The sequence below is a fragment of the Streptantibioticus ferralitis genome (genome assembly GCF_029223525.1).
Taxonomy (GTDB): domain Bacteria; phylum Actinomycetota; class Actinomycetes; order Streptomycetales; family Streptomycetaceae; genus Streptantibioticus_A; species Streptantibioticus_A ferralitis.
Genome location: NZ_JARHTQ010000005.1, coordinates 318,195 through 340,380 on the forward strand (window position 1 = coordinate 318,195; position 22,186 = coordinate 340,380).

At 70.7% G+C, this 22,186-nt stretch carries 21 protein-coding genes; 6 read left to right on the forward strand and 15 right to left on the reverse strand.

Annotation, left to right across the window (positions count from 1 at the left end; translation table 11 throughout):
• The 4 genes from P2L57_RS10635 to P2L57_RS10650 form a co-directional block, all read right to left on the reverse strand.
• Complete coding sequence (locus tag P2L57_RS10635) at positions 1-744, reverse strand: dienelactone hydrolase family protein (protein WP_275811814.1); 744 nt, start codon at positions 742-744, stop codon at positions 1-3.
• Positions 745-856: 112 nt separating this feature from the next.
• Positions 857-1,867, reverse strand: coding sequence for a M56 family metallopeptidase (locus P2L57_RS10640; protein WP_275811816.1), 1,011 nt, complete (start codon positions 1,865-1,867; stop codon positions 857-859).
• Positions 1,868-1,997: 130 nt separating this feature from the next.
• Positions 1,998-2,903: a class I SAM-dependent methyltransferase gene (locus tag P2L57_RS10645; RefSeq protein WP_275811818.1), complete on the reverse strand. Its 906-nt coding sequence runs from the start codon at positions 2,901-2,903 to the stop codon at positions 1,998-2,000.
• 149 nt (positions 2,904-3,052) lie between these two features.
• On the reverse strand, positions 3,053-4,546 hold the full coding sequence (locus P2L57_RS10650; RefSeq protein WP_275811820.1) for an MFS transporter: 1,494 nt from the start codon (positions 4,544-4,546) through the stop codon (positions 3,053-3,055).
• 167 nt (positions 4,547-4,713) lie between these two features.
• Here P2L57_RS10650 and P2L57_RS10655 point away from each other — a divergent pair, with 167 nt between their 5' ends.
• The gene (locus P2L57_RS10655; protein WP_275811822.1) at positions 4,714-5,880 is read left to right on the forward strand and encodes a winged helix DNA-binding domain-containing protein; all 1,167 of its coding nucleotides are present in this window, start codon (positions 4,714-4,716) and stop codon (positions 5,878-5,880) included.
• Positions 5,881-6,044: 164 nt separating this feature from the next.
• Positions 6,045-6,359 (forward strand): STAS domain-containing protein, encoded by a 315-nt coding sequence (locus P2L57_RS10660; protein ID WP_275811824.1) that lies wholly within the window; start codon positions 6,045-6,047, stop codon positions 6,357-6,359.
• A gap of 776 nt (positions 6,360-7,135) precedes the next feature.
• Here P2L57_RS10660 and P2L57_RS10665 read toward each other — a convergent pair.
• From P2L57_RS10665 to P2L57_RS10690, 6 genes are all read right to left on the reverse strand, one after another.
• Positions 7,136-8,884 (reverse strand): carbohydrate binding domain-containing protein, encoded by a 1,749-nt coding sequence (locus P2L57_RS10665; RefSeq protein ID WP_275811826.1) that lies wholly within the window; start codon positions 8,882-8,884, stop codon positions 7,136-7,138.
• A gap of 101 nt (positions 8,885-8,985) precedes the next feature.
• Positions 8,986-9,645, reverse strand: coding sequence for a response regulator (locus P2L57_RS10670; RefSeq protein WP_275811828.1), 660 nt, complete (start codon positions 9,643-9,645; stop codon positions 8,986-8,988).
• Positions 9,638-10,921, reverse strand: a complete 1,284-nt coding sequence (locus tag P2L57_RS10675; protein WP_275811830.1) for a sensor histidine kinase — start codon at positions 10,919-10,921, stop codon at positions 9,638-9,640. The genes P2L57_RS10670 and P2L57_RS10675 overlap by 8 nt, the downstream gene beginning before the upstream one ends.
• Before the next feature lie 100 nt (positions 10,922-11,021).
• The gene (locus tag P2L57_RS10680) at positions 11,022-11,819 is read right to left on the reverse strand and encodes an ABC transporter permease (RefSeq protein WP_275811832.1); all 798 of its coding nucleotides are present in this window, start codon (positions 11,817-11,819) and stop codon (positions 11,022-11,024) included.
• A complete protein-coding gene (locus tag P2L57_RS10685) occupies positions 11,816-12,718 on the reverse strand; it encodes an ABC transporter ATP-binding protein (RefSeq protein ID WP_275811834.1) in 903 nt (300 codons plus the stop codon). Before P2L57_RS10685 ends, P2L57_RS10680 begins: the two co-directional genes overlap by 4 nt.
• A gap of 305 nt (positions 12,719-13,023) precedes the next feature.
• Positions 13,024-13,263 (reverse strand): chaplin, encoded by a 240-nt coding sequence (locus tag P2L57_RS10690; RefSeq protein ID WP_275811836.1) that lies wholly within the window; start codon positions 13,261-13,263, stop codon positions 13,024-13,026.
• A 361-nt stretch (positions 13,264-13,624) separates the two neighbouring features.
• On the opposite strand from P2L57_RS10690, the gene P2L57_RS10695 reads away from it, so the two are divergent.
• A complete protein-coding gene (locus P2L57_RS10695; protein WP_275811838.1) occupies positions 13,625-13,855 on the forward strand; it encodes a hypothetical protein in 231 nt (76 codons plus the stop codon).
• A gap of 293 nt (positions 13,856-14,148) precedes the next feature.
• Here P2L57_RS10695 and P2L57_RS10700 read toward each other — a convergent pair whose 3' ends face one another.
• From P2L57_RS10700 to P2L57_RS10710, 3 genes are all read right to left on the reverse strand, one after another.
• Positions 14,149-14,724 (reverse strand): TIGR03086 family metal-binding protein, encoded by a 576-nt coding sequence (locus P2L57_RS10700; RefSeq protein WP_275811840.1) that lies wholly within the window; start codon positions 14,722-14,724, stop codon positions 14,149-14,151.
• A gap of 175 nt (positions 14,725-14,899) precedes the next feature.
• Entirely contained in the window at positions 14,900-15,598 is a 699-nt protein-coding gene (locus P2L57_RS10705) for a class I SAM-dependent methyltransferase (protein WP_275811841.1), read from the reverse strand.
• A 102-nt stretch (positions 15,599-15,700) separates the two neighbouring features.
• Positions 15,701-17,710, reverse strand: a complete 2,010-nt coding sequence (locus P2L57_RS10710) for a glycoside hydrolase (RefSeq protein WP_275811843.1) — start codon at positions 17,708-17,710, stop codon at positions 15,701-15,703.
• 199 nt (positions 17,711-17,909) lie between these two features.
• Between P2L57_RS10710 and P2L57_RS10715 the strand changes: the two genes are divergently transcribed.
• Both P2L57_RS10715 and P2L57_RS10720 read left to right on the forward strand, forming a co-directional pair.
• Entirely contained in the window at positions 17,910-18,872 is a 963-nt protein-coding gene (locus P2L57_RS10715) for a trypsin-like serine peptidase (protein WP_275811845.1), read from the forward strand.
• A gap of 158 nt (positions 18,873-19,030) precedes the next feature.
• Positions 19,031-19,918 carry a hypothetical protein gene (locus tag P2L57_RS10720; RefSeq protein WP_275811847.1) on the forward strand — a complete coding sequence of 296 codons (888 nt, stop codon included), beginning with the start codon at positions 19,031-19,033 and terminating at the stop codon, positions 19,916-19,918.
• A gap of 107 nt (positions 19,919-20,025) precedes the next feature.
• Here P2L57_RS10720 and P2L57_RS10725 read toward each other — a convergent pair whose 3' ends face one another.
• The gene (locus P2L57_RS10725; RefSeq protein ID WP_275811849.1) at positions 20,026-21,228 is read right to left on the reverse strand and encodes a cytochrome P450; all 1,203 of its coding nucleotides are present in this window, start codon (positions 21,226-21,228) and stop codon (positions 20,026-20,028) included.
• 70 nt (positions 21,229-21,298) lie between these two features.
• Positions 21,299-21,496 carry a ferredoxin gene (locus P2L57_RS10730; protein ID WP_275811851.1) on the reverse strand — a complete coding sequence of 66 codons (198 nt, stop codon included), beginning with the start codon at positions 21,494-21,496 and terminating at the stop codon, positions 21,299-21,301.
• Between the two features lie 187 nt (positions 21,497-21,683).
• On the opposite strand from P2L57_RS10730, the gene P2L57_RS10735 reads away from it, so the two are divergent.
• On the forward strand, positions 21,684-22,184 hold the full coding sequence (locus tag P2L57_RS10735; RefSeq protein WP_275811853.1) for a MarR family winged helix-turn-helix transcriptional regulator: 501 nt from the start codon (positions 21,684-21,686) through the stop codon (positions 22,182-22,184).
• Positions 22,185-22,186 lie beyond the last annotated feature (2 nt).

Sequence of the window (22,186 nt, forward strand, 5' to 3'; positions counted from 1 at the left end):
TCAGGCGGAGAGATGGCGGCCGAAGAAGTCGAAGATCCGCTGCCAGCCGTCCACGGCGGCCGCCGGCCGGTGGCTGGGCCGGTCGACGGAGAAGAACGCGTGCCCGGCGCCCTCGTAGGTGTGGAACGCGTACTCCTTGCCCAACCGCTCCAGTTCGGCGGCGAGTTGGGCGGTCTCCTCCGGCGCCGGGTAGGAGTCCTCGGCGCCGAACAGGCCGAGCAGCGGACACGACAACTGCGGCGCGAGGCCGATCACCGGCTTCATGGTGGCGGGCATCGAGGCGGGCGGATCGTTGACGACGAAGGCGCCGTAGCAGTCCACCGCCGCGTCCAACTGCATCGAGCAGGCGGCCAGGAACGCCTGACGGCCGCCGGAGCAGTGGCCGATCACCCCGATCTTGCCGTTCGCGCCCTCCAGTGACTTCAGATGGCGTACCGCACCCTCCACATCACCGGTCAACTGGTCGTCGGCGACGCCCCCCGCGGCCCGGACCGCGGCCGCCGCGTCGTCCGGGCTGGCCCCGGGTGCCTGACGCGAGTACAGGTTCGGGCACAGCGCCGCGTAGCCGTTGGCCGCGAAGTCACGCACCATCTGCTTGGTGGCCGCGTCATAACCCGGCATGTGGTGGATCACCACCACCCCGCCGTACCCGGGGCGGTCCGTCGGCCGTGCGAGGTATGCCTCGATGGGATCGCCGTTCCCCGCGGTGATGGTGACCGTTCCGGCCGTCATCGCGTCGCTCATGTCGTCTCCCGGTGTCTACGGTGCCGCTGCCGCCCGCGACGCTGCGGGCGGTTGCCGGTTCGCCGCATGCCTACCACATGTGGGCCCGGCGTCCGTTGGGCCGGGGCCGGTCTCAGCCTCGCCAGCCCACCGTGAGCAGCGTGTCCAGTCCGGGAGCGAGCGCCACCAGCACCGGGACCATGATCATCATCAGGCCCACCGCGGTCAGGTTGAGCCGCTGCACCGGGCGCAGCCGGGGCGGCCCGGTGAGCAGCCGGTCGACGCGCGCGGCGACCTGTTCGACCGGCGGTGGCGGAGGTGTCCCGGGAGCCCAGACGGCGGGCACCGGGCGGGCCGTGCCGAGCCGGGTCTCGTTCAGGTCCAACAGGGCGAGAGCGGTGGCCAGATGGCCGTGCCGGTACGCCGCCGCGTCGTCGGCGGCCAACTCCACCAGCCGCGCGGAGCGGTCCGCGTAGGCGGTGAACAGCGTCGCACCGGGGAACGCGGTGGCCAGCGCGCCCGCGGACTGCAGCAGCAGATGGTGGCGGGCCCTGGCGTGGGCGCGTTCATGGGCGAGGACCGCGTCCAACTGCTCACGGCTGAGCCGCCGCATCGCCCCTGTGGAAACGACGAGTTGCAGCGGCTTGCGCGGCAGTGGCAGCGACCAGGCCTGCGGTCGTGGGCTTTCCATGACCAAAAGCCGCTCATCCCGCCGGATCCGCCAGCGGTGCGGCTGCTCGTACGGCAGCGGTGGAGCCGCCTCCCGTAGTTCGTGGTAGCGGCGGCGACGGCTGATGCGGGCGAGGTGCGCTTCCCGGACCAGGTGCAGTACGAGGTGGATGGCGGCGGTCACCAGTACGGCGGCGAACACCCCCCGCCAGGCCCCGCCCACGGTCAGGTCGTAGGAGTCCTGGACACCGCGCGGCGCGATCCAGAAGAGCCGGTCGCGCAGCGGTGCCCACAGGGCGGCGGCGGTGACGAGCAGGGACAGTCCGAAACACAGCAGTACGGCGGCGACGACACACTGCCACACCCACAGCGCGACCACGGGTTCGCGGTCCTGCCAGCGGGCCCGCGCCAGTATCCGCGGCGCCACCATAGCGAACGCGACACCAACGAGCGGCAGCGCGAAGGCCGTTCCCACAGTGTCCCTCCTTCGCCCGGGTTGTGGCCTGCACACCGCAGCATGCCCGGCAAAGCGCCGGGCCGCCACGTGGACGTGCCAACCCGAGGAGGTTTGCGCTCACTTCACGACACAGCGTGATGCTTCTGTGTCAGCCGCGTCGTCGTGCGGCGCTCACCGCCTTGGCCAACGAGGAGGGGAGGACCCGGGCGGCGAGGCGTCGTGCCGTGGGCCGGGGGCGGTCGCTCGCCGCCGGGGCGGACGCCTGCCGGTTCAGGTCGGCCGCCGGGTGCCGGGACGCGGGGTGCGGCGGGGCGACGGCCTTCTTGCCGTCGACGCGGATCAGCGGGCCACCCGCCACAGACTGCACCTCGTACCACAGGTCGCGGCGCCCGCTCAGCCAGCTGAGCAGTTCGTCGCGCACCGGGCCCGGATCGCCCCATGTGCCGTAGAACTTGGTGCTGGTGATGCAGACGGCCTGCAGTCCGCCGCTGGTCACCGCCTGCCAGGTGGCGGCGGCCACGCCCGGGCAGTGCTCGGCGCGGAAGTCGTCCAGCGCGACGATGCCGTGCGGCCGCAGCAGGGTGCGGGCGCACACGATGTCGGCGTGCACATGGTCGTACAGGTGCGAGGCGTCGATGTGGACGAAGCGGCAACTGTCCTTGTCGACGTGGTCCGGGACGAACGAGGACGGGCCCTGTACGACGGTGGGCAGTTCGTCGTGGAAGGAGAGGTAGTTGGCCTCGAACGCCCGCCGGGTCAAGGTGGAGTACGACTTGGCCATCTCGGCGCTGTTGGAGGAGTCCTCGGCGGGCGAGTCGAACAGGTCGCACACGGTGAAGCGGTCACCGTCGCGTACATAGGCACCGCTGAAGATCGCGCTCTTGCCCAGATAGACGCCGACCTCCAACAGGTCGCCGGATTCGTCGCGTTGGCGCTGGCGGGTCAGGAACCAGTCGAAGAGCAGTTGATCGACCGGGAAGAACCAGCCAGGGACGTCGGCCAGGCGGGAGGGGGCGGGGAGCTGCTCGTCGGTGTCCACGGGGGAAGTGGTCATGAGCGTTCCGTCTTTCGGTCGGCAGGACCCGAGAAGGCTGCCGGACTCCGGTGTTGCCAAGGTGATGGGGGCGCGTCCACCCGGTGAACGCTTGGCTTTGACGACCGGGGTGCCGTGGCTCGCGGCGGGAGCGGCACCGCCGGACTGGACTACCCGCCGCCCGGGTCCAGCGGCGGTGCCTGGACGCCGCAGTACACCGAGCACTGCGGATGCGCGCAGGGCACCGCGAGGCGCGGTTCCCGTACGGTGAACCAGGCGAGTACGCCCCCGGCGGCCATCACCACCGCGCAGATGACCACCGCCTCCTGGAACGCACGGTGCACGGCGGGCCCGGAGGTGTACTGCCCACCGGAGAGCCCCACGGCGAGCGGCAGCGCCGCGACGGCGAGGAGACCGGCGGCCCTGGCGGCCGCGTTGTTGACGCCGCTGGCGATCCCCGCCCACCGCACCGGCACGGCGGCCAGCACGGTGGCGGTCAGCGGTGCGACGAACAGCGCCATCCCCAGCCCCTGCACGATGGCGGCGGGCAGCACCGTGCTCCAGTAGGCGCCCTTGGGGCCCACCCGGTACAGCAGCGCGATGCCCGCGGCCGCCAGTAGCGGCCCCACGGTCAGCGGCAGTCGTGGGCCGATGCGCCGGGCGAGGTCCCCGGCACGGGCGGACAGCGCCAGCATCAACACGGTGATGGGCAGCATGGCGACACCGGCCTGCAACGCGCTGTATCCGGACGCCACTTGGAGCTGTACCGGCAGCAGGAACAGGACCCCGCTCAACGGCGCGTACAGGCACAGGGTGATCACATTGACGACGGTGAACATCCGGGACGCGAACAACGCGGGCGGCAGCATCGGATGGGCCCGCCGCCGCTCCAGCACGACGAACCCGGCACCGAACGCACAGGCCGCGACCGCGCACCCGAGGACCGGGGCGGAAACGCCGGCGGTCGGCGCTTCGACCAGCGCGTAGGTGAGAGCCGCCAGCGCCAGCGCTGCCAGGGCGGCCCCGGCCACATCGAAGGAACCGGTCCGTTCGCCCTCCCGGCTCTCCGGAATCCAGCGCACCGCGACCGCCACCACCACCAGGGCCACCGGACAGTTGATGAGGAACACCCAGCGCCAGCCGGGTCCGTCGACCAGCCAGCCGCCGACGAACGGGCCGATGGCTCCGGCCACACCCCCCAGCCCCGACCAGGCACCGACCGCCCGGGAACGGTCCTCCTCGACATAGGTGGCCTGGATGAGCGCGAGTGACCCGGGCGTCAGCAGGGCGCCGCCCACGCCCTGCAGCGCGCGGGCCGCGATCAGCACGACGGGGTTGGGCGCGAGCCCGCAGGTCGCGGAGGCGAGGGCGAACCACACCGTGCCCACCACGAAGACCCGGCGCCTGCCGAACCGGTCGCCGAGCGATCCGCCGAGCAGGATGAGCCCGGCCAGGGTCAGCAGATAGGCGTTCACGGTCCACTGCAAGGCGGCCAAGGAGGCATGCAGGCTCTCCCCCAGCCGCGGCAGGGCCACGTTGACCACCGTGCCGTCGAGCAGTGCCATTCCGGAACCGAGCACCGTGGCCAGCAGGACCCACCGTCCGCGCGCACCGGCCAGCCGGATGCCTCCCGCCGCGTTGCCCTCTGCCGCATTCGCCGTCATGGCTCAATCGTCGGCGATCCGTCCGCTCATGGGTACGAGGCGCGCCATCGGGCCCGTCGCCGGGAGAGGTACCGTGGTCGCCTGGTCAGGACCTACCGCAGCCCTCCCGGGAGTTGTCGTATGCAGCGCACGAACCCGCCCACCGCGGCCCGTCGCTCGGTACGCCGGTGAGTGCCCGGCCGCGGGTGGCAGCCGGGCAGCGGCGGGCCCGGCTCGGTGTCCGGCATCTGCTGGCGCCCGGCGCCAAGGGGGCGGCGGTGGAGGACGTCGCGCACGCGCTCGTGGCGCTGCACGCCACCGATCCGGCGACGGTCCACCTCGCCGCGTGCGCCCGCCTCACCGCCCCGAGCGTCGCGGAGGTCGAGCGCGGCCTGTACGACGACCTGACGTTGGCCCGGATGCTCTGTATGCGGCGCACCATGTTCGTCGTCCCCGCCGAACTCGCCCCGGTCGTCAACGCCTCCACCGCGCGCCCGGTCGCGTTGCGGGAACGCGCCCACCACGCGAAACTCCTGCTGCGGGCCGGGGGGTTCACCGCCGAATGGATCGCCGCCGCCGAAGAGGCCGCCCTGGCGGCGCTCCGGGAACGCGGTCAGGCCGGCGCCGCCGAGCTGGCAGCGGATGTGCCCGCGCTGCGCGAGCAGATCGTGGTCTCGCCGGGGAAGCCGTACGAGGCCAGGCAGCGGGTGTCCAGCAGGATCCTGGGCGTCCTCGCGGCGGAGGGCAGGATCCGGCGGGCCAGGCCGCTGGGCGGCTGGACGTCGAGCCAGTTCCGGTGGGCCGTGGCGGAGCCGCTCGCACGGTTGCCGGAAGGCCCGGCGAAGGCCGACCTCGCCCGCCGCTATCTGGCGTCCTTCGGACCCGTCACGGCCGACGACCTGAAGTGGTGGACCGGTTGGACGCTCACCGACACCCGTAAGGCGATCGCCGCGACCGGGGCCGTCGCCGTCGACCTCGACGAGGGCACCGGCCATCTGCTGCCGGACGACACGGAGTCCATCGCGGAACCCGAGCCGTGGGCGGCGTTGTTGCCCGCGCTCGACCCGACCGCGATGGGCTGGCGGCACCGCGACTGGTACGCCGACCCGGAGTTGCGGCAGCCGCTCTTCGACCGCAACGGCAACATCGGCCCCACCGTGTGGTGGAACGGCCGGGTGATCGGCGGTTGGGCACAGCGCCCGGACGGTTCCATCGCCTACCGCCTGCTCACCGACGCGGGGCGGCAGGCCCGGTCGGCGATCGGCGCCGAGGCCGACCGGCTCGCCGGATGGCTGGGCGGCACCCGGATCAGGCCGAGTTTCCGTACCCCGCTGGAGCGCGAGCTGACCGGTTGACCACGGCGCATGCCCGGCGCACCGGTGCACGGTGAACGGGCTCTGGCCGTATGGGCCTCCAGAGCCGACGGCCGACTTTCGGCAATCCCCGTGAAGTGGGCGCCAACGCCTCTAGGCTGATCTTCCCACCGTCCGCGGAAGCGCGCTCGGGAGAGGAGCACGCCATGGCGACCACCGTGACGCTCGACGGTGAGCTGGATCTGCTCACCACCGCACGCACCACCGGCCTGCTTGCCGCCGCGGCGCTCACCACTTCGGACATCGTCGTTGACCTGAGATCGGTGACCTTCATGGACGCCACGGGTCTCGGACCGCTGGTCCGCACCGCCTGCCAGATGGGGCGTCGGGGTGGCCGGGTGACCCTGGTCGTCACCGACCCGTGGCTGGAGCGGGTGCTGCGCCTTGCCCGGCTGACCGACTTGTTCACCGTGGTGCGACAGTGCGGCGACGCGGACACGTACTGCCCACGGCACGCCTGAACACAGCGCGTTGAGAAACAAGCGCCCCCGTACCGCGCCTGAGGCGGTACGGGGGCACCGGCGGTCAGAGCCTGATCGGGAGATCGGCGATCAGACCTGTCCGCCGTTCGCGGCGGGCAGCACGGCGGACCGGACGCGAGGGCGGCTGCGGTATGGGCACCGCCCACCGCTGTCCCGGGAATTCCAGCCGTTGTCAGCGCCGCCGAGTCCGGGTGCGGACCGGTGGAGCAGTGGGCGGTGACGGCGTACCGCCCTGCTTTGGTGATACCCGCCGTCTGTAGGATTCCGGTGAAGACGCTGCCGGTTGGTGCGCCGAAACCAGCGAAACCGCCTTGGAGTTGCGGTCCGCGGCGACTTGGGCGTACCCGCTGCGATACCGCCCGAGCGAGACGCCGCTGGCCCGGCATACGGTCCCGGGCCGGGCGCCCGGATCGGGTCGCAGGCGGATTCCCAGCCTCCGGCCGACTACGGCGAAGACCGCACCGCACCATTCGCTGACCGGCAGCCGGCGATTCACCCGGACGGCCTACGCCTGGGAGTCGGGGGCGGGTCGGGAAGACCGCGTGCGGTGTTCCGGGGTGCGGCTGTTTGCCGGTGTGCTGCTCGTACGCCTCAAGTACCCGCTCGGTCTGGACGCCCTCGCGGCGGCGACGGTCGCCGCGCTCACCGCCGGACCACGGACCGCCTGACGGCGGTCGACACGACGCCGCAGGCCCGCGGGATCGCATCCCGCGGGCCTGCCGCACCCGTGACGCGGGCCCGACCGGGCCGACTCGCTAGCTGAGCGAGAAGTCGTCCCCGTACACATTGCCCTGCCCGTACCAGCCGTGCAGGTAGACCGTCACGCTGCCGGTGGAACCGGTGGTGAACGGCACCGTCAGTTGGGTCCAACCGGTGGACGAGGCCCAGGTGTTGGCCGTCGCACCACCGCTGACGCCGATGAACGCGTAGTCGCCCTGCACCCAACCGGTCAGCGTGTAGGCGGTGTTCGGGGCGAGGGTGAGGGACTGGTCGCATTCACCGGTCTGGCTCGGCGTCGGGGTCACCTGAAGCGCATGGCTTCCGGAGTGGACAGGGCCGCTGACCACGGTACTGCCCGGCTGGCAGGTCCACGGGCTCGGGCTTCCGCTCTCGAAGCCGCCGTTGACGATGGTCCCCGAGCCTCCGCCGGATCCGGTGACGGTCAGGGTGTACGTGGCCGAATGGCTCCCGGAAGCAGCCGATCCGGTGACGGTGACGGGATAACTGCCGGGCGCGGCCGACGAGGAGACCTGCGCCGTCAGCGTCGACGACCCGCCCGCGCTCACCGACGCCGGACTGAACTTCACCGTCACTCCCGCGGGGGCCCCGGTCGCCGTGAGGCCCACGTTCTGCGCGCTGCCCGCGGTCACGGCCGTACTGACCGTCGCGCTCGCCGTACCGCCGGGCGGCACCGAGGCCGCGGCCGGTGACACGGCCACCGAGAAGTCATCGGCCACCGGACCGCCGCCGCCGGTGAAGGGGGCGAAGGTGCTGCTGAAGTACCACTGGCTCTGCGCGATGCCGGAGCAGGTGTCGGAGCCGCCGGTGCCCGGGCAGCCGCCGTTGTCGCGCTGCAGCGCCCAGAACGACAGGCTGCTGATCCCCTTCTGTACCGCCCAGTTGTAGACCGTCGCCGCGTCGGCGGTGGTGAAGGTTTCGGCGGCGCCGTAGTCGTCGATCCCGGGCATCTCGGTGATGCCGACCATGGCCCACAGCTGCGCCGGGGTCTTCGACGGGTAGAGGTTGGCGAGTTGGCCGTACAGCCCCGAGGCGGCGTGCTCGGTGTCCGTCGCCATCTCATGCGTGGCACCGTCGTAGTAGTCGAACGTCATGATGTTGACGATGTCGATGCGCGCACCGTTGGACACGGCGTTCTGCAGCACCGCGAGGCCGCTGGCGGCCAGCCCGCTCGTGGTGGTCGGCAGGGTGTAGGAGAACTGCACGGTACGGCCGTTGGCCGCCGCCCAGTCCTCGACCTGCTTGATCGCCTTGTTGCGGCGGTCGACACCGGCGCTGTTGGTGAGCGAGTTGTCCTCGGTGTCGAGGTCGATGCGGGTGATGCCGTAGGTGGTGACGACGCTCTCGTACGCGGCGGCGATGGCGGAGACATCGGTACAGCTGTCGGCGATCTCCGTGCCGGTGTTGTCCGCGGTGTAGCCGCCGAAGGAGGGTATGACATCACCGCCCTTCGACTGGATGGTGGCGATGTCCGAGCCGAACGACGAGGCGGCGATCGGCTTGCCGGCGTCTCCGTTCCAGTAGGGGGTGCATGAGCCCTTCGACGCGGCCTGGATGAACGCCATCGTCAGGTACTTCGCCCCTGACGCGGCCGACAGCGCGGCCGGGCTGTCGCCCCTGTAGGCCTCGAAGTAGGGGGCGAAGACATGGGTGGGAAGCGGAGTCGCGGCATGCGCCGCGCCACCGCCGGTCACCATGAGTCCCACGGAGGTCGCGGCCGTGGCCACGGCAGTCAGGGCAGCGCGAATCGATCTGAGTCGTCTCATGTTTGCTCCCAGCAGGGTGAGGCAGCGTGGGGAGAGCCTCGATGCTGGAACATGATTGGACTAGACCAAGCGACTGTCAATACTCCTAACAATTAACGCCGTTACCGTCCGGGAACACGCAACAGCCCCCTCTCGTACGCGGCGGCGACCGCGGCGGCTCGGTCCTTGACGCCGAGCTTGGCGTAGATGTGCAGCAGGTGGGTCTTGACCGTGGCCTCACTGATGAACAGACGCGCGGCGGTCTCACGGTTGGTGGAACCGGCGGCGACCAGGCCCAGTACCTCGACCTCGCGCGGACTGAGCGGTTCCCGCTCTGGGGTACGGACCTGGCCGAGCACCCGGGTGGCCACCGCGGGAGAGAGCACCGATTCACCCCGCGCCGCCGCCCGCACCGCGCGGACCAGTTCCTCCCGTGCGGTGTCCTTGAGCAGATAGCCGGTGGCGCCCGCCTTGACCGCGGGCAGCACATCGCTGTCGGTGTCGTAGGTGGTGAGCACCAACACCCGTGCGGGCAGGCCTCGTTCCGCCATCGCACGGATCGCGGCGACTCCGTCGAGCCGCGGCATGCGCAGATCCATCAGCACCACATCGGGGCTCAGCCGCTCGGCCAGCGTCACCGCCTCGGCGCCGTCACCCGCCTCGGCCACCACCTCGAAGCCGGGGTCGCCGTCGAACATCCCGCGCAGCCCGTCCCGCACCACCGGGTGGTCGTCGGCGATGAGCAAGCGGAGGGGCGCACCGTGCGCCGTGGACTCAACCATCGAGGCCGCCCCGGGTGATCGCGGGCAGCGTGGCGGAGACCGCCGTACCGCCGCCGCGCTCGGACTCGATCGCCAGCCGCCCGCTGAGGCCCTGCACCCGCTGGCGCATCACGGTCAGCCCGAACCCGCCGCCCGCCGCTCTCGCACTGCCCGGCTCCGGCAGGGTCGGCAGATCGAAGCCCGCGCCGTCGTCGCGAACGTCCAAGGTCACCACATCCTCCATGTACGACAGGGTCAGGCCGACCCGGGACGCTCCGGCGTGCTTGGCCACATTGGCGAGCGCCTCCTGCGCGGCGCGCAGCAGGGTTATCTCCACCTCGGGATGGAGCGGTCGGGCGGTGCCTGTGATGGTCAACTTCGCCTCGGTGCCGTGTAGTTCCCGCCACTGGCCGACGGCCTCGGCGAGCGCGTCGGGCAGCTCCGCGTTCTCCAGCGGCTCCGGACACAGTGCCCGCACCGCGCGACGGGCATCGGTCAGTCCCTCCCTGGCCAGCCGGGCCGCGTTCGCCAGGTGGCGGCGGTCGGCATCGTGGCCGCCGCGCTCCCGCGCCTGATCCACCGCGTGGAGTTGGGTGACGATCCCGGCGAACGCCTGGGCCAGGGTGTCATGGATCTCCCTCGCCATGCGCTGGCGTTCGTCCAGCACGCCCGCTTCCCGGGCCTGGCTGATGAGTTGGGCGTGCAGTCCGCGGTTCTCGGCGAGCATCGCCGCCAGCCGTACGTTGGCCGCGGTCAGGGCCGCGTTGGACTGCTTCCGGCGGTTGCTCTGCCGCTCGGTGATCCCGTCCAGGGCGAGCACCGCGCCGACCGAGACCACGTTGAACAGGAACGTCACCGCGAGGTTGAGGTAGGCCGCGGTGGACGTCGGCAGCATTCCGCCGGTCTGTGAGACGGACACCGGCAGCGCGGTCACCAGCCCGCCGATGCTCCGCCAGCTCCCGCGCAGATAGCGCATCGCGTGCAGATATCCCGCGAAGCCGAAGTACCCGAAGACCGGATTGGCCAGGATCATCAGGAAGATCAGCGCGATCAGGCCCGCGAAGTGCAGCACGGTCAGCCACAGTCGGCCGTCGGCGGCGCCGAGCCTGTCGTAGTGGTCATAGCGGTCCATCGCCGCCCGCAGCAGCAGCCAACCGAGCGCTGTGGCGGACAGGGTGAGGCTGTACGGGAAGGGTTTCGCGGTCGGGACGGGGACCGTGACGGCCAGTAGGACGGAGACCACCAGCGCCGCGTACGGCAGGTAGACCAGCATGGCCTGCACGCGCCGTTCCCACATCTCCAGTCGATCGTCTTCGGACGTGAGCGGCCTACTCTCGACCGTGCCGAGCATGTTCGGTCCCTTCCCCCGGCTGTCTTCCCCTGGTGGTCTGCCGGACTCACTCCCAGCGGAAGAGTTTGGCCGCCGCGCACCCGGCGACCAGGGCGAACACCGCCATTTTCGTCAGATCACCGGCGTGCGGCCAACTGCCGTGCCAGGCGTCCAGCACCGCCTGGGTGGCGGCGCCGCTGGGTATGAAGTCCCCGATGCGGCGCAGCGTGCCGGGCATCAGGTCACGCGGCACCCACAGTCCCGAGAAGAACATCATCGGGAAGAAGGACGCGACACCGATGGCGTTGCCCGCCTTGGCGGACGGCGCCAGCGCCGCGAGCAGCAGGCCGACGGCGAACAGCGAGGCCGCGGACATGACGAGGGCGACCAGAAACGCCAACGGCGCCTGCGGTAGCGCGATATGGAAGGCGAGCCGCCCGACCACCGCCACCAGCAGCAGGGAGACCACGGCGACGATGGCGTACAGGGTGACCAGCGCGCCCAATATCATCGCGGCGGGCGCCGGGCTCGCCGACAGCCGCCGCAGTATGCCCTTTTCGCGGTAGGCGGTGAGGACCGGGGTGATTCCGTTCGTCGCCAGCATGACGAGCGTGAAGATCACCATGACCGGCGCGTAGACCTCGATGGTCGACAGACCGTGCAGTTTCGGCGTCGCCTTGCGGAAGGCGGGAACGGACCCGAGAATCGCCAGCAGCAGCACCGGAAAGGCGAGGGTGAAGAACGCCGCGGCCGGGTCCCGTAGGAACAACCGGCCCTCGGTGATGGTGAGTTTGCGCAGGGCGTGCACGGTGGTGCCGCTCGGTGCGGCGGCTTGGATGACGCGGTCGGTGGTGGGCGCGCTCATTCGGTGCCTTCGGTGATGGCTGCGTAGGCGTCGTCCAGAGTGCGGTCGTGGATGCGCAGGTTGGCGACGACGATCTGGTTGCGGGCGAGTACGGCGGTCACCTCATCGGTCACGGCTCCGCTGCCGCTGACCGTCACGGTGTCTCCGCACTGTTCGACGCGGGCCACGCTGGGCAACGCGGACAGGGTCGCCAGGTCCAGTTCCGCGGTGGGCCGGAAACTCAGTGCGGTCTGCTCACCCGCGCCGAATATCAGCTCGGTGGGGGTGCCGGCGGCGACGATGCGGCCCTTGTCGAGGATGGCGGCTCGATCGCACAGCGCCGCCACCTCGTCCATGAAGTGCGACACCAGGACGACCGTCACCCCGCCGTCACGCATCTGCCGGACCAGGTCCCAGGTGGCGCGGCGGGCCTGTGGGTCCAGGCCGGTGGTGAGTTCATCGAGGAACACCACGCGAGGATCGCCGACCAGGGCGAGCGCTATGAACAGCCGCTGCTTCTGACCGCCCGACAGCTTGCCGAACTTCGTGTCGCGCTTGTCCTCCAGGCCCCACTGGGACAGCAGTTCGTCGGGGTCCCGGGGCCGCGGGTAGAAGGACGCGTACAGTTCGAGCGCCTCGTGGACCCGTAGGGCGTCGGGCAGATGGGCCTGCTGCAGCTGTACGCCTATCTGGCGACGCAGTTGCCGCCCCTGCCGCACCGGGTCCAGGCCGAGTACGCGTACCGAGCCTGAATCGGCGCGCCGCAGCCCTTCGACGCACTCCACCGCGGTGGTCTTCCCGGCACCGTTGGGACCGAGCAGACCGAAGATCTCACCGTCGTCAACGGCGAAGGAAACCCCGCCCAGGGCTGTGCGCCCGCCGTAAGTCTTGGTGAGGTCCTCAACCTCGATGACCGCCATGCCGATCAGCTCCTCGTCCGCCGTTGTCAGGCCACTCAGAGCCTCCCGCGCGGACCCTACGCCGCGCCTCGCCCGACCGGATAGGACGGCGCATCGGTCCGGTGGAAACGATGCGCCCACCGGCTGGTGGACAGCATCCACCGATCGGTTGATGCTCCGCCTCCACCTGGCAGGCAGCGGGCCTGCGGCCACGCGGGCCGCCGAGAACACGGCGGCGCCCACCCGGGGAATTCGCGGGTGGGCGCCGTGCAGCAGGCCCTTCGGCCGTAGCGGACGCGTCGCGGGGGGTATGTCCCCGCGAGGGCTTACCGGTTGATGCAGGCGTTGCCGAAAGCGGGGTTCAGAATGCCGACGGCGTCGATCGTGTTGCCGCAGAGGTTGATCGGGACCGAAACCGGCACCTGGATGACATTGCCCGAGATCACACCCGGGGAGCCGACTGCGGCAGCGGCGGCACCCGAATCGGCCGCAGCCAGTCCGGCACTGCCCGCGACAGCGGCCCCACTTACGGCGGTCACCACGAGAGCCTTGGCGATACGCGACATGCTCGAGTCCTTTCATGCATGAAGATCAGCGGATCACGCTCCCCGCCGACAGGCGGCTGGGACACTGACCAACGCACGGCTGCCCTATTTGTGGCGCAATGCCCCTCGAACAGGTGAATACCCGTGCCGCAGTCGGCGCAATGGTGACGTTCAACGGCTGAATCACCTGTTTCGCGTACCTCTCGCACCGTCACCAGCACTCCTCGGAGCCGCACTCCGCGATGCCCGCATGCCACCCCTCCCCATCCCACCGGCGGGCACCGCCCCGATGGAGCAGCGACACTCCCGCTCGCCGCGACAGACCGCCGCGGCGCACATAGCGTCACTTACGTCCCATTCGCGCGATTCGAGGAGCTCGATCGTGAAGAAGTCCCTTGCCCGAGGCGCCGCTGCCGCCTTCCTCTCCGCCGCCATCGTCCTGCCGCTGGCCGGCGTGGCCCAGGCCATGACTCCGACCTGGAACCACCCCGAGCACCAGAAGCACTGCCGCCACCACCACCATCATCACCACCATCACCACCACCTCTGGAACGATGGCTGGCAGGGCAACTGGGCCTGGGGCGGTCACCGCGGCTTCCTCGGGCACTTCTGACCAGGCTCCATCCAGCGGCCTGTCGATCGACGGTCCCCGGCAGTTGCCGGGGACCGTCGCATGACGGCCCTTCGGGTACGCCGCCGCGCGCTACCGCCGCCGGACCGCACCCGCGCACCACCGTCGTCGGATCAGTCCCGACGCGCGCTCGCGTCCCGGCCGGACGCATCGCGCGCCACCTCCAGGAACCGTGCGACCAGGGGGCTGCGGTCATCGCGTGTGTGCGGCCTCGCGGATCCCCGTATGAAGATCGAGATCGAGGTGTACGCGCGGCGGCCCGTGCTCGGGCGCCTCTAGGGGCGCCGCCCCAGCAGGCACAGCAGCTTGGTCTGGTCGTCCGCCCCGGCCGGCGGCTTCACCGCCGGCGCGAACAGACCGCTCTTGGACAGGCCCTTCGCATACGGTTCGACCTCGCGTAGACACGCGGTGGCCAGTTCTTCCGGCATCTTCTCGTCGGCGCCGATCGCCCGGGCCAGATCCCAGCCGTGGACGGCCGCGTCCGTGGTCATCTGGGCGCAGTAGGCGCTCGCCGAACTGTCCCCGTAGGACAGATGGACCGTGCCGTCGAGTGCGCCCGGCATGCGGAACGCCTCGTAGGAAGCGGCTGACGCACGGTCCCAGGCGCTCACCGGGTCATCACCGAGCTGGTCCCCGTCGTAGGCTTCGCCGACGTCCGCGATGGTCGCCCCGTCGAGCACGAGGTCCGGCACCCAGAGCTGTTCGACGGTCAGGTGGTTCACCAGATCGCGCACCGACCAGTCGGCACAGGGGGTGGGGGCGTCCCACTGGTCATCGTGTACGGCGTGCACCGCAGTGGTGAAGAAGTCGATCGCCTCTTCGTGCCAGCGCAGAATCTCGTTGTCAGCCATGTGCCGATTCTTCCCCTGGCCGCCCGCCGAGCGCATGGCGTACGCGTCCCGTTGCCGCTGTCCACCCGTCCGGTGGAACAGCCCTTCTCCCACCCGGCGGGTGCTGGGTACGACGGCACCGCCTTGGGGGCGGCACGTCCACGTGTCACCCCCAAGGCTGCGGTATCGGCCGCGGTCAGCCGTGCGGGGCGGTGCCGGTGTGCAGATGGACCACTCCGCCGTCGAGCGGACGCCAGCGGACGCGGTCCCAACCGGCGGCGGTGATGCGCGCACCGAGGACCGCCGGATCCGGCCAGGCTTCTATGGACTCGCCCAGGTAGGCGTACGCCTCCGGATTGCTGCTCACCCTGCGGGCGATCAGCGGGACGAGATGCCGCAGATACGTACGGAACAGCGCGCGCCGCACCGGTGTCACCGGCAGGCTGAACTCGCACACCGCCAGCAGCCCGCCGGGCCGGGTGACCCGGAGCATCTCGGCCAGCACCTGCGGGGCGTCAGCGACGTTGCGCAGCCCGAAGGATATGGCCACGGCATCGAACGTCCCTTCTGCGAAGGGCAGTTGGTGACCGTCAGCGACGACGAAGTCCATCGCCGGATGGCGGTGGCGGCCGATGGCCAGCATGCCTGCCGAGAAGTCGCAGGCGACGACCCGCGCGCCACGGGCGGTCAGCGCCATGCCGGAGGTGCCGGTGCCCGCTGCGACATCGAGGATCCGGCGGCCGGGCGCGGCCTGAACGGTCTCGGCCGTCCGGCGGCCCCAACTGTTCATCCGGCCGAGCCACAACCGGGCACGCGTGCGGTCGTAACCTTGCGCGACCTCGTCGAACATGGCGGCGACCTCCGCCGGATCCTTCTCCAGACCTGCTCTGACCACGGTGTTCCTGTCTCTGGACAGCGGGTGACAACACTTCCATGCCCATGGCGGAAATGCTTCTCCCGCTCCTGGCCGGATCGTTACGGTCGGCCATGCGCTCCGTCAGCCGGTGACGTCCGCCGGGCAGAGCCGGTGTGCGCGGTGCTCACCGCGCAACGAGGCGTCGACGCAACCGCCGGGCAGCCCGTCGTGCGGGGTGGCGCCGAAGTTGGCGGTCACGGTCAGCGTTCCGTCGCCGAAGACGGTGCGCTGCAGCTGGTGGTCGCCGGTGAGGTAGCGGAACGAGGTCATGGGCTGGGCGCCCGCGGCCTGGTGCAGCGGGGCGAAGTACTTCTGCAGGGCGGCGAGTTCGGCGCCGTGCTGCTGCAACGAGGGGCCGTCCAGGACGAAGTTGAGCGGGATGTTGTACAGCATGGCGAGCAGCGCGCGGGTGTTCTTCTGCTGCGGCAGCTTGTCGAACGACAGCTCCCAGCGCTCCACGTTGACCACCGAGTCGTGCAGCGCCGTCTCGTAGAGCGGAACCCGGTACCGCGGGTCGTACATCGCGGTGGCCAGGTCCGCGGGCAGGCCCACCGGCTTGAAGAAGGTCCCGGGCGCCTTGGCCGGGGCGTAGCCGCCCCAGGCCTGCTTGTCCTTCTCCAGCTTCCACAGGCCGTCCGCGACGGGCGTCGTGGAGCCGTGGTCGTAGGCCAGGACCTGGTTGGCCCAGGCACCCGCCGCCTCCGAGCCGAGGACCAGCTTGTCGTCACCGGACAGCCGCTTCATCCGGGCCAGCCGGTCGGCCCGGTCCTGGGCCTGGGTCATGGGGTGCGCGGCGCTGTGGTCCTGGTACAACTCGCCCGCGGCGTCCACGTCGAGGAAGTAGCTGTTGACGCCGTTGGCCGTCATCTGCCGGGCGCGGTCCGCGAGGTAGTGGCGGGTGGGCTCGGCCTGTTCGAACGCCTGCGAGCTGAGGTAGCAGCCGCGGCCGTGGAAGCCGCTCAACGGCTTGCCGTCCGGGCTCTGTACACAGAAGTCGGGGTACACCGTGCCGGGCCAGGTGGAGGTGGGGCTGTCCGAGGTCTTGGGGTCCTGGCCGTTGGCGAACGAGTCGTACGGGCCGACCAGATACCCCGCCTTCTTGGCGGCGCTCACGGCGGCGGGGCTCATCGGTGAGTCATCGGCGTCGTAGCCGAGCCACATCCGGGAGACGCCCAGCTTCTTCAGGCGCGCGATGCCGTCGGGGGTACGGGCGTCGCCCCACAGGTAGGCGTGGAACGCACCGAGCAGCTTGGCGTTCTGCGGACTGGCGGCGATCTTGTCGCGCAGGCTGCCGAGTTGGCCGTGCTGCGCCAGCCAGCCTCGGTAGTCGACGGCCGTGGCGACCGGCGAGCCGTCGGTCAGGGCGAAGGTGACCGTGTAGTCGCCGGTGGCGTTGGCGCGTGAGAAGCGGTGGCTGGTGGTGGTGTGCAGCCGACCCCGGTCGGAGGCGAAGTGCAGGGTGCTGCCGATATCGGTGGGGACGAGGTAGCTGACGCCGCGCCCGCCGATGGTGTAGCCCCACATGGGCATGCTCAGGTCGGAGGACATGTCGGCGTCACTGCCCGCGAGCCCGGCCGCGGGCGAGTTCCAGAACCGGTCATGGACCGGAACGGAGAGCCCTTCACCGCGCGGGAACTGCACGGCGTCGGCGGCCGGGTCGGTGCCGGTGACCGGCCAGTTCAAGGTGGTGTCGCGGTGTGCTGCGGCGGTGATCTGCAGCCGTCCGTGGTCGGGGCGGGCGGTGAAGTCCAGCCCGGATCCGGAATAGCTCCAGTGGGCGGCGCCGTCGGAGACGGTGATACGTCCCGGTGTACCGGGAGCGGTGGCGGGCGCGTCGGACAGCCGCACGGAACGGCCGTCGTCGGTGCGCGCGGTCACCCGCAGGGTGGCCGTGTCGATGGTGGCGGTACCGCCCTGGACGGGGACGTCGACCCGGTTGCCGTCGACCCGCGGCGCGGCGGTCGGACGGGTGGGACCGGCATTGGCCGCGACACAGGTGGCCGCGGCCACCAGTGCGGTGGCGGCGGCCAGGAACGGAACAGCGCGCCGGACCCGGCCGCGCCTGCGATGCGTCGTCGGTACTTGCGTCATTCGCGTTGAGTGCATGAGGAGTTGATAGGGAACGATCCTGAACGGTTCCTGAGAACGGCCCGCCGACCCCGTGGCCCCCACCTCCCCCGGGTCTTTGCGCGCTGACCACTCGTCACTCACCTGCCGTTCGTAAGACGATGACAGCGTTGTGCCGCTCGTGTCGCCGGTCCCGCACCCGTTTCCCGTGGAGGAACCGCTCATGCGCAGATCGACCGCTCTTCGTGCCCTCGCCGCCGTGCTCCTCGGAGCGCTGGCCGTCGTCTACCCCGGCCCCGCCTCGTACGCCGCCGCGCCGCCACCCCCCTCGCCCGGCGGTTCGGCGCCGGCGGCCGCGGGCACCGTCGACTCGTACTGGACGGCGCAGCGCATGGAGGCGGCGCAGCCGGTCGCGGACGGCAAGCCGAGTTCGGCGCCGCTACAGTCCGACGCGGCCGTACCGCCGAGCCATCCGTTCAACGGGCTGCCGCAGGTGGGCACGTTCTTCTGGACCGACGGGAACAACGTCGGCCGCTTCTGCGGGGCGACCGTCGTCCGCAGCCCGCGGCGCGATCTGGTGGTCAGCGCCGGGCACTGCCTGAGCCACCCGGACCCCAAGAGGTATCTGTCGTTCGTCCCGCAGTACCACGACGGACTCAAGCCGCATGGCATCTTCCCCGTTCAGGCGATCTACATCGATCCCCGGTACTACTCGCTGGGCTCGGGCAAGGGCGCTCGCTGGGACTACTCGGTGGAACGGCTTGCGCCGCGGGAGGACGGGCGTGAGGTCGAGGACGTGGTCGGCGGCTTCGATCTGGCGCCCTACCCGGGGTACGCGCATTCCCATGTGCGCCTCATCGGATATCCGGGGTTCAGCGACGCCAGCCATCCCAAGCCACTGGACTGCTGGTCCTCCACGGACAAGTACACCAGCACGGATCCGGGCGCCCCGGGTGACTTCCTGGAGATCGCCTGCGCGGCGTACATCGACGGCACCTCCGGCGGGCCCTTCCTGGTGCGAGACCCGTTCGGCTACGCACTGATCGGCGTGATCGGCGGCTACCACACGGGCGGCGACACTCCCGATATCTCCTACAGCTCGTACTTCACCGAGGACACCCTCGCCCTCTACATACACGCCCTGCTCGGTGATCCGCCCGCGGGGAGCGGCCAACCGGCCGTGTGACGTTGCCGTTCGGTGCGCACTGGGTGCGGGCCTCGTCGTATCCGACACGGGCCCGCCCCTTCGTCACGTATGGCGCACCACCAGTTGCGCTGCGTGGTCACCTCTCGCACGGTGGTCGAGTCTGAAGCCCGCCCCGTACGTGAAGGGATTTGGCCCACATGCGTATATCCCGGAAGACCGGCATCCTCGTCTCCTCCGCCACGGTCGCCGCGCTCTCGCTCGGCACCGTCGGTGCCGCGGCCGCCGCCGTCACCGCTGATCCGCCCGCCCGGCCCGCCGTCCAGGCGCCCGACCCGAACGCGGCCCTCAGTCAGCTGGCCAACCTCGGCGCGGTCAGCAAGGTCGTCGAGTCACTGCAGGCGGCCATGGCCGGAAAGCAGGACCCCGCCAAGGTCACCCAACTCGTCAATCAGGCGAAGCGGCAGCTGGACGCCATGGCCGCCAGCACCCCCACCGCCGCCGCACCGGGGAAGACCAGCAAACCCAGCAAGACCGCCAAGACCGCCAAGACCACCAAGCCGGGCAAGACCACCAAGCCGGGCGTGGTCGCCAAGCCGGGCAAGACCACCAAGCCGGGCGTGGTCGCCAAGCCGGGCGGTACCGGCTCGGCCACCGGCAAGATCGCCGCCCCGGCGGCGTCCGCCTCGCCCAGCCCCCACGCCGGCGCCACGCTCGCGCCCCGTACGGCCGCGGACGCCTCCGACGACCTCGTCACCAAGGCGGTGAGCCAGCTTGAGGCGCTGCTGAACTCCGTGGTCAACGCCGTGGACACCAACAACCCGACGAAGATCCTGGACGCGGTCAACGCCGCCGCGCTGTCCACCGTCAGCGTCGTCTCGGCGGTCCTCACCGCCAGCGGTCTGTCGGTCTCGAACCTGCCCAGCCCGACCCAGCCCCCCGCCCTGCCAAGCACGGCAACCGTACCCAGCACGCCCACCGTACCCAGCACGCCGACCGTGCCCGCGGCGCCGAGCACACCGGCGGTGATCACGACGCCGATCCTGCCCGCCGAGCCCTACGCGCCCGGCGTGCCCGCTCGCAGCTGACGGCACCTCACGACGGCGCCCTCGCATGGGCCTGGACCGCCCCGGAGCGGTCGGAAGCGGTCCAGGCCCCGGGCCCTTACGGGCCGCCGGTCACCGTGACGGTCGCGTCACCAGGTCACCGGCAGTTCATGGACACCGTAGATCGCCATGTCGGTACGGAAGCGGATGTCCTCGTAGGGGATGGCCAGTTGCAGCCCCGGCAGGCGCCGGAACAGGGTCTCCACGGCGATCTGCAACTCCACACGGGCCAGCGGCTGGCCGAGGCACTGATGGACGCCGAAGCCGAACGCGACATGACGGCGTGACTCGCGTGCCAGGTCCAGTTGGTCGGCGGTGGCGAACACCTCCTCGTCCCGGTTGGCCGCGGAGATCATGCACAGCACGCCCTCGCCCGCGCGTATGGTCTCGCCCCCGACCACCATGTCCTCGGTGGCGACCCGGGGCAGCCCGCTGTGCACGATGCTGAGGAAGCGCAGCAGTTCCTCCACCGCGGTCTTCACCAGCGCGGGTTCGGCCCGCAGCCTGGCCAGTTGGGCCGGGTCGCGAAGCAACGCGAGCGCGGACAGTGAGGTCATGTTGGCGGTGGTCTCATGGCCCGCGACCAACAGGAGCAGGCCCATGGTGGCCACTTCGTCGTCACCGAGCTCGCCACGGGCCACCAGACGGCTGATGATGCCGTCATCGGGTTCGCGCCGCTTGCGCTCCGCCAACTGCTGCAGGTAGTCGGTCAGTTCGTCGCGAGCCTGCCGGATCTGGTCGACCGTCGAGTGGTTGTGCAGCATGACCCGGCTGCGTTCCTGGAAGTACGCGTGGTCCACGTAGTCGACCCCGAGCAGCAGACAGATCACCAACGACGGTATGGGCAGGGCGTATTCGGTGACGAGGTCGGCGGGCGCGCCGTGCGCGACCATCCGGTCCAGGAAGTCGTCGACGATGCGCTGTATCCGCGGCCGTAGCACCTCGGTCTTCTTGATCATGAAGTCAGCGGTGAGCATCCGGCGCAGCCGAGCGTGTTCGGGGTCGTCAAGGCGGATTAAGTTGCTGATGGTCTCGTTGGCGAGCGCACGTCGGCCGTCGGTGACGAAGGGGAAACCGGGGAGGCTGGCGTCGGAGCTGAACCGCTGGTCGCGCAGTACGGTGCGGACCTCGGCGTGCCGGGTGACCATCCAGCACTGCGAACCGTCCCACAGGGTGACCCGGCTGACCGGCTGCTCCCGGCGCGCCTGCTCGTAGGCGGGTGGCGGGGCGAAGGGGCAGGCGCCCCGGGGTGCGGGAAAGCTCAGCGGTTCTACGGGGTGCGCGGTCGTCATCGCGGATATCTCCTTCACGGTCAGGTGCGGAACGCGGCGGTACGGCCCCGGTGCGGGTGCGCCCGCGCGGTTACGCCTCGTGCACTTCGATGGCTCCGGACGGACAGACGGTGGCGGCGGTACGGACATCGGCGTGGAGTTCGGCGGGCGGCCGGTGGTCGAGGAGGCGGACGATCCCGTCCTCCTCGCGCTGGTCGAAGACCTCGGGTACGGCCAGCACGCACTGGCCTGAGCCGCAGCAGCGGTGAGTGTCGACACTGACTCGCATAGGGCCTGTCCTCCATCGGGTCGACCCGGTACCTGGCAACTAGATACCTAACAAAGGCAATTAATGCTGTTGCCACGCTAACTCCGGTGCCGGTCCTCGAAACAGGGCTCGGGGGGCACCGGACAGAACTTGGCCGATACCAGGCGATCCGCCGCCCGCGATCCGCTTCGCCGCTAGAGTTCCCGGCATGCCCGATGCCGCCGCCGACGCCTGCGATGCCGACGACGCCACCGCCGCCCTCGAACGGGTTCTGCTCTCGCTGTCGTACCTGCTCACCCGCCCACAGGCGCACGACCGCTCGGTGACCAAGGCGGATGTCCAGATAGGCAGGTCCGATGTACACCTGCTGATGGCGCTGGAGAACGACGGCGGCTCCTGCCGGGTGGGAGATCTGGCCGCGCGACTGCTGGTGGAGCCCTCCCATGTGACCCGCCAGGTGGCGCAACTCCAGTTGCAGGGGCTGGTGGAGCGCACCCCCGATCAGACCGACCGCCGTGCGCGCAACATCACGATCACGCCAATGGGCACGTCCGTTCTGTCGCGGCTGCGCCGCTCGAACCGCGACAGCCTGCACCAGGCACTGCACGACATCGACGAGCGGGACATCGACGCCACCGTGCGGGTGCTGCGCAGGCTCATCGAGCGGTACGTCCGCCAGGTGCGGTCCGGCGAGCCGTGGCACCGCTAGGC

What these genes read in the sequence shown, in the direction of transcription:
- P2L57_RS10635 (WP_275811814.1), bottom strand. Translation starts at nt 744, where the DNA reads ATGAGCGACGCGATGACGGCCGGAACGGTCACCATCACCGCGGGGAAC.
- P2L57_RS10645 (WP_275811818.1), bottom strand. Translation starts at nt 2,903, where the DNA reads ATGACCACTTCCCCCGTGGACACCGACGAGCAGCTCCCCGCCCCCTCC.
- P2L57_RS10650 (WP_275811820.1), bottom strand. Translation starts at nt 4,546, where the DNA reads ATGACGGCGAATGCGGCAGAGGGCAACGCGGCGGGAGGCATCCGGCTG.
- P2L57_RS10660 (WP_275811824.1), top strand. Translation starts at nt 6,045, where the DNA reads ATGGCGACCACCGTGACGCTCGACGGTGAGCTGGATCTGCTCACCACC.
- P2L57_RS10665 (WP_275811826.1), bottom strand. Translation starts at nt 8,884, where the DNA reads ATGAGACGACTCAGATCGATTCGCGCTGCCCTGACTGCCGTGGCCACG.
- P2L57_RS10670 (WP_275811828.1), bottom strand. Translation starts at nt 9,645, where the DNA reads ATGGTTGAGTCCACGGCGCACGGTGCGCCCCTCCGCTTGCTCATCGCC.
- P2L57_RS10675 (WP_275811830.1), bottom strand. Translation starts at nt 10,921, where the DNA reads ATGTGGGAACGGCGCGTGCAGGCCATGCTGGTCTACCTGCCGTACGCG.
- P2L57_RS10680 (WP_275811832.1), bottom strand. Translation starts at nt 11,819, where the DNA reads ATGAGCGCGCCCACCACCGACCGCGTCATCCAAGCCGCCGCACCGAGC.
- P2L57_RS10685 (WP_275811834.1), bottom strand. Translation starts at nt 12,718, where the DNA reads ATGGCGGTCATCGAGGTTGAGGACCTCACCAAGACTTACGGCGGGCGC.
- P2L57_RS10690 (WP_275811836.1), bottom strand. Translation starts at nt 13,263, where the DNA reads ATGTCGCGTATCGCCAAGGCTCTCGTGGTGACCGCCGTAAGTGGGGCC.
- P2L57_RS10700 (WP_275811840.1), bottom strand. Translation starts at nt 14,724, where the DNA reads ATGGCTGACAACGAGATTCTGCGCTGGCACGAAGAGGCGATCGACTTC.
- P2L57_RS10710 (WP_275811843.1), bottom strand. Translation starts at nt 17,710, where the DNA reads ATGACGCAAGTACCGACGACGCATCGCAGGCGCGGCCGGGTCCGGCGC.
- P2L57_RS10715 (WP_275811845.1), top strand. Translation starts at nt 17,910, where the DNA reads ATGCGCAGATCGACCGCTCTTCGTGCCCTCGCCGCCGTGCTCCTCGGA.
- P2L57_RS10720 (WP_275811847.1), top strand. Translation starts at nt 19,031, where the DNA reads ATGCGTATATCCCGGAAGACCGGCATCCTCGTCTCCTCCGCCACGGTC.
- P2L57_RS10725 (WP_275811849.1), bottom strand. Translation starts at nt 21,228, where the DNA reads ATGACGACCGCGCACCCCGTAGAACCGCTGAGCTTTCCCGCACCCCGG.
- P2L57_RS10730 (WP_275811851.1), bottom strand. Translation starts at nt 21,496, where the DNA reads ATGCGAGTCAGTGTCGACACTCACCGCTGCTGCGGCTCAGGCCAGTGC.
- P2L57_RS10735 (WP_275811853.1), top strand. Translation starts at nt 21,684, where the DNA reads ATGCCCGATGCCGCCGCCGACGCCTGCGATGCCGACGACGCCACCGCC.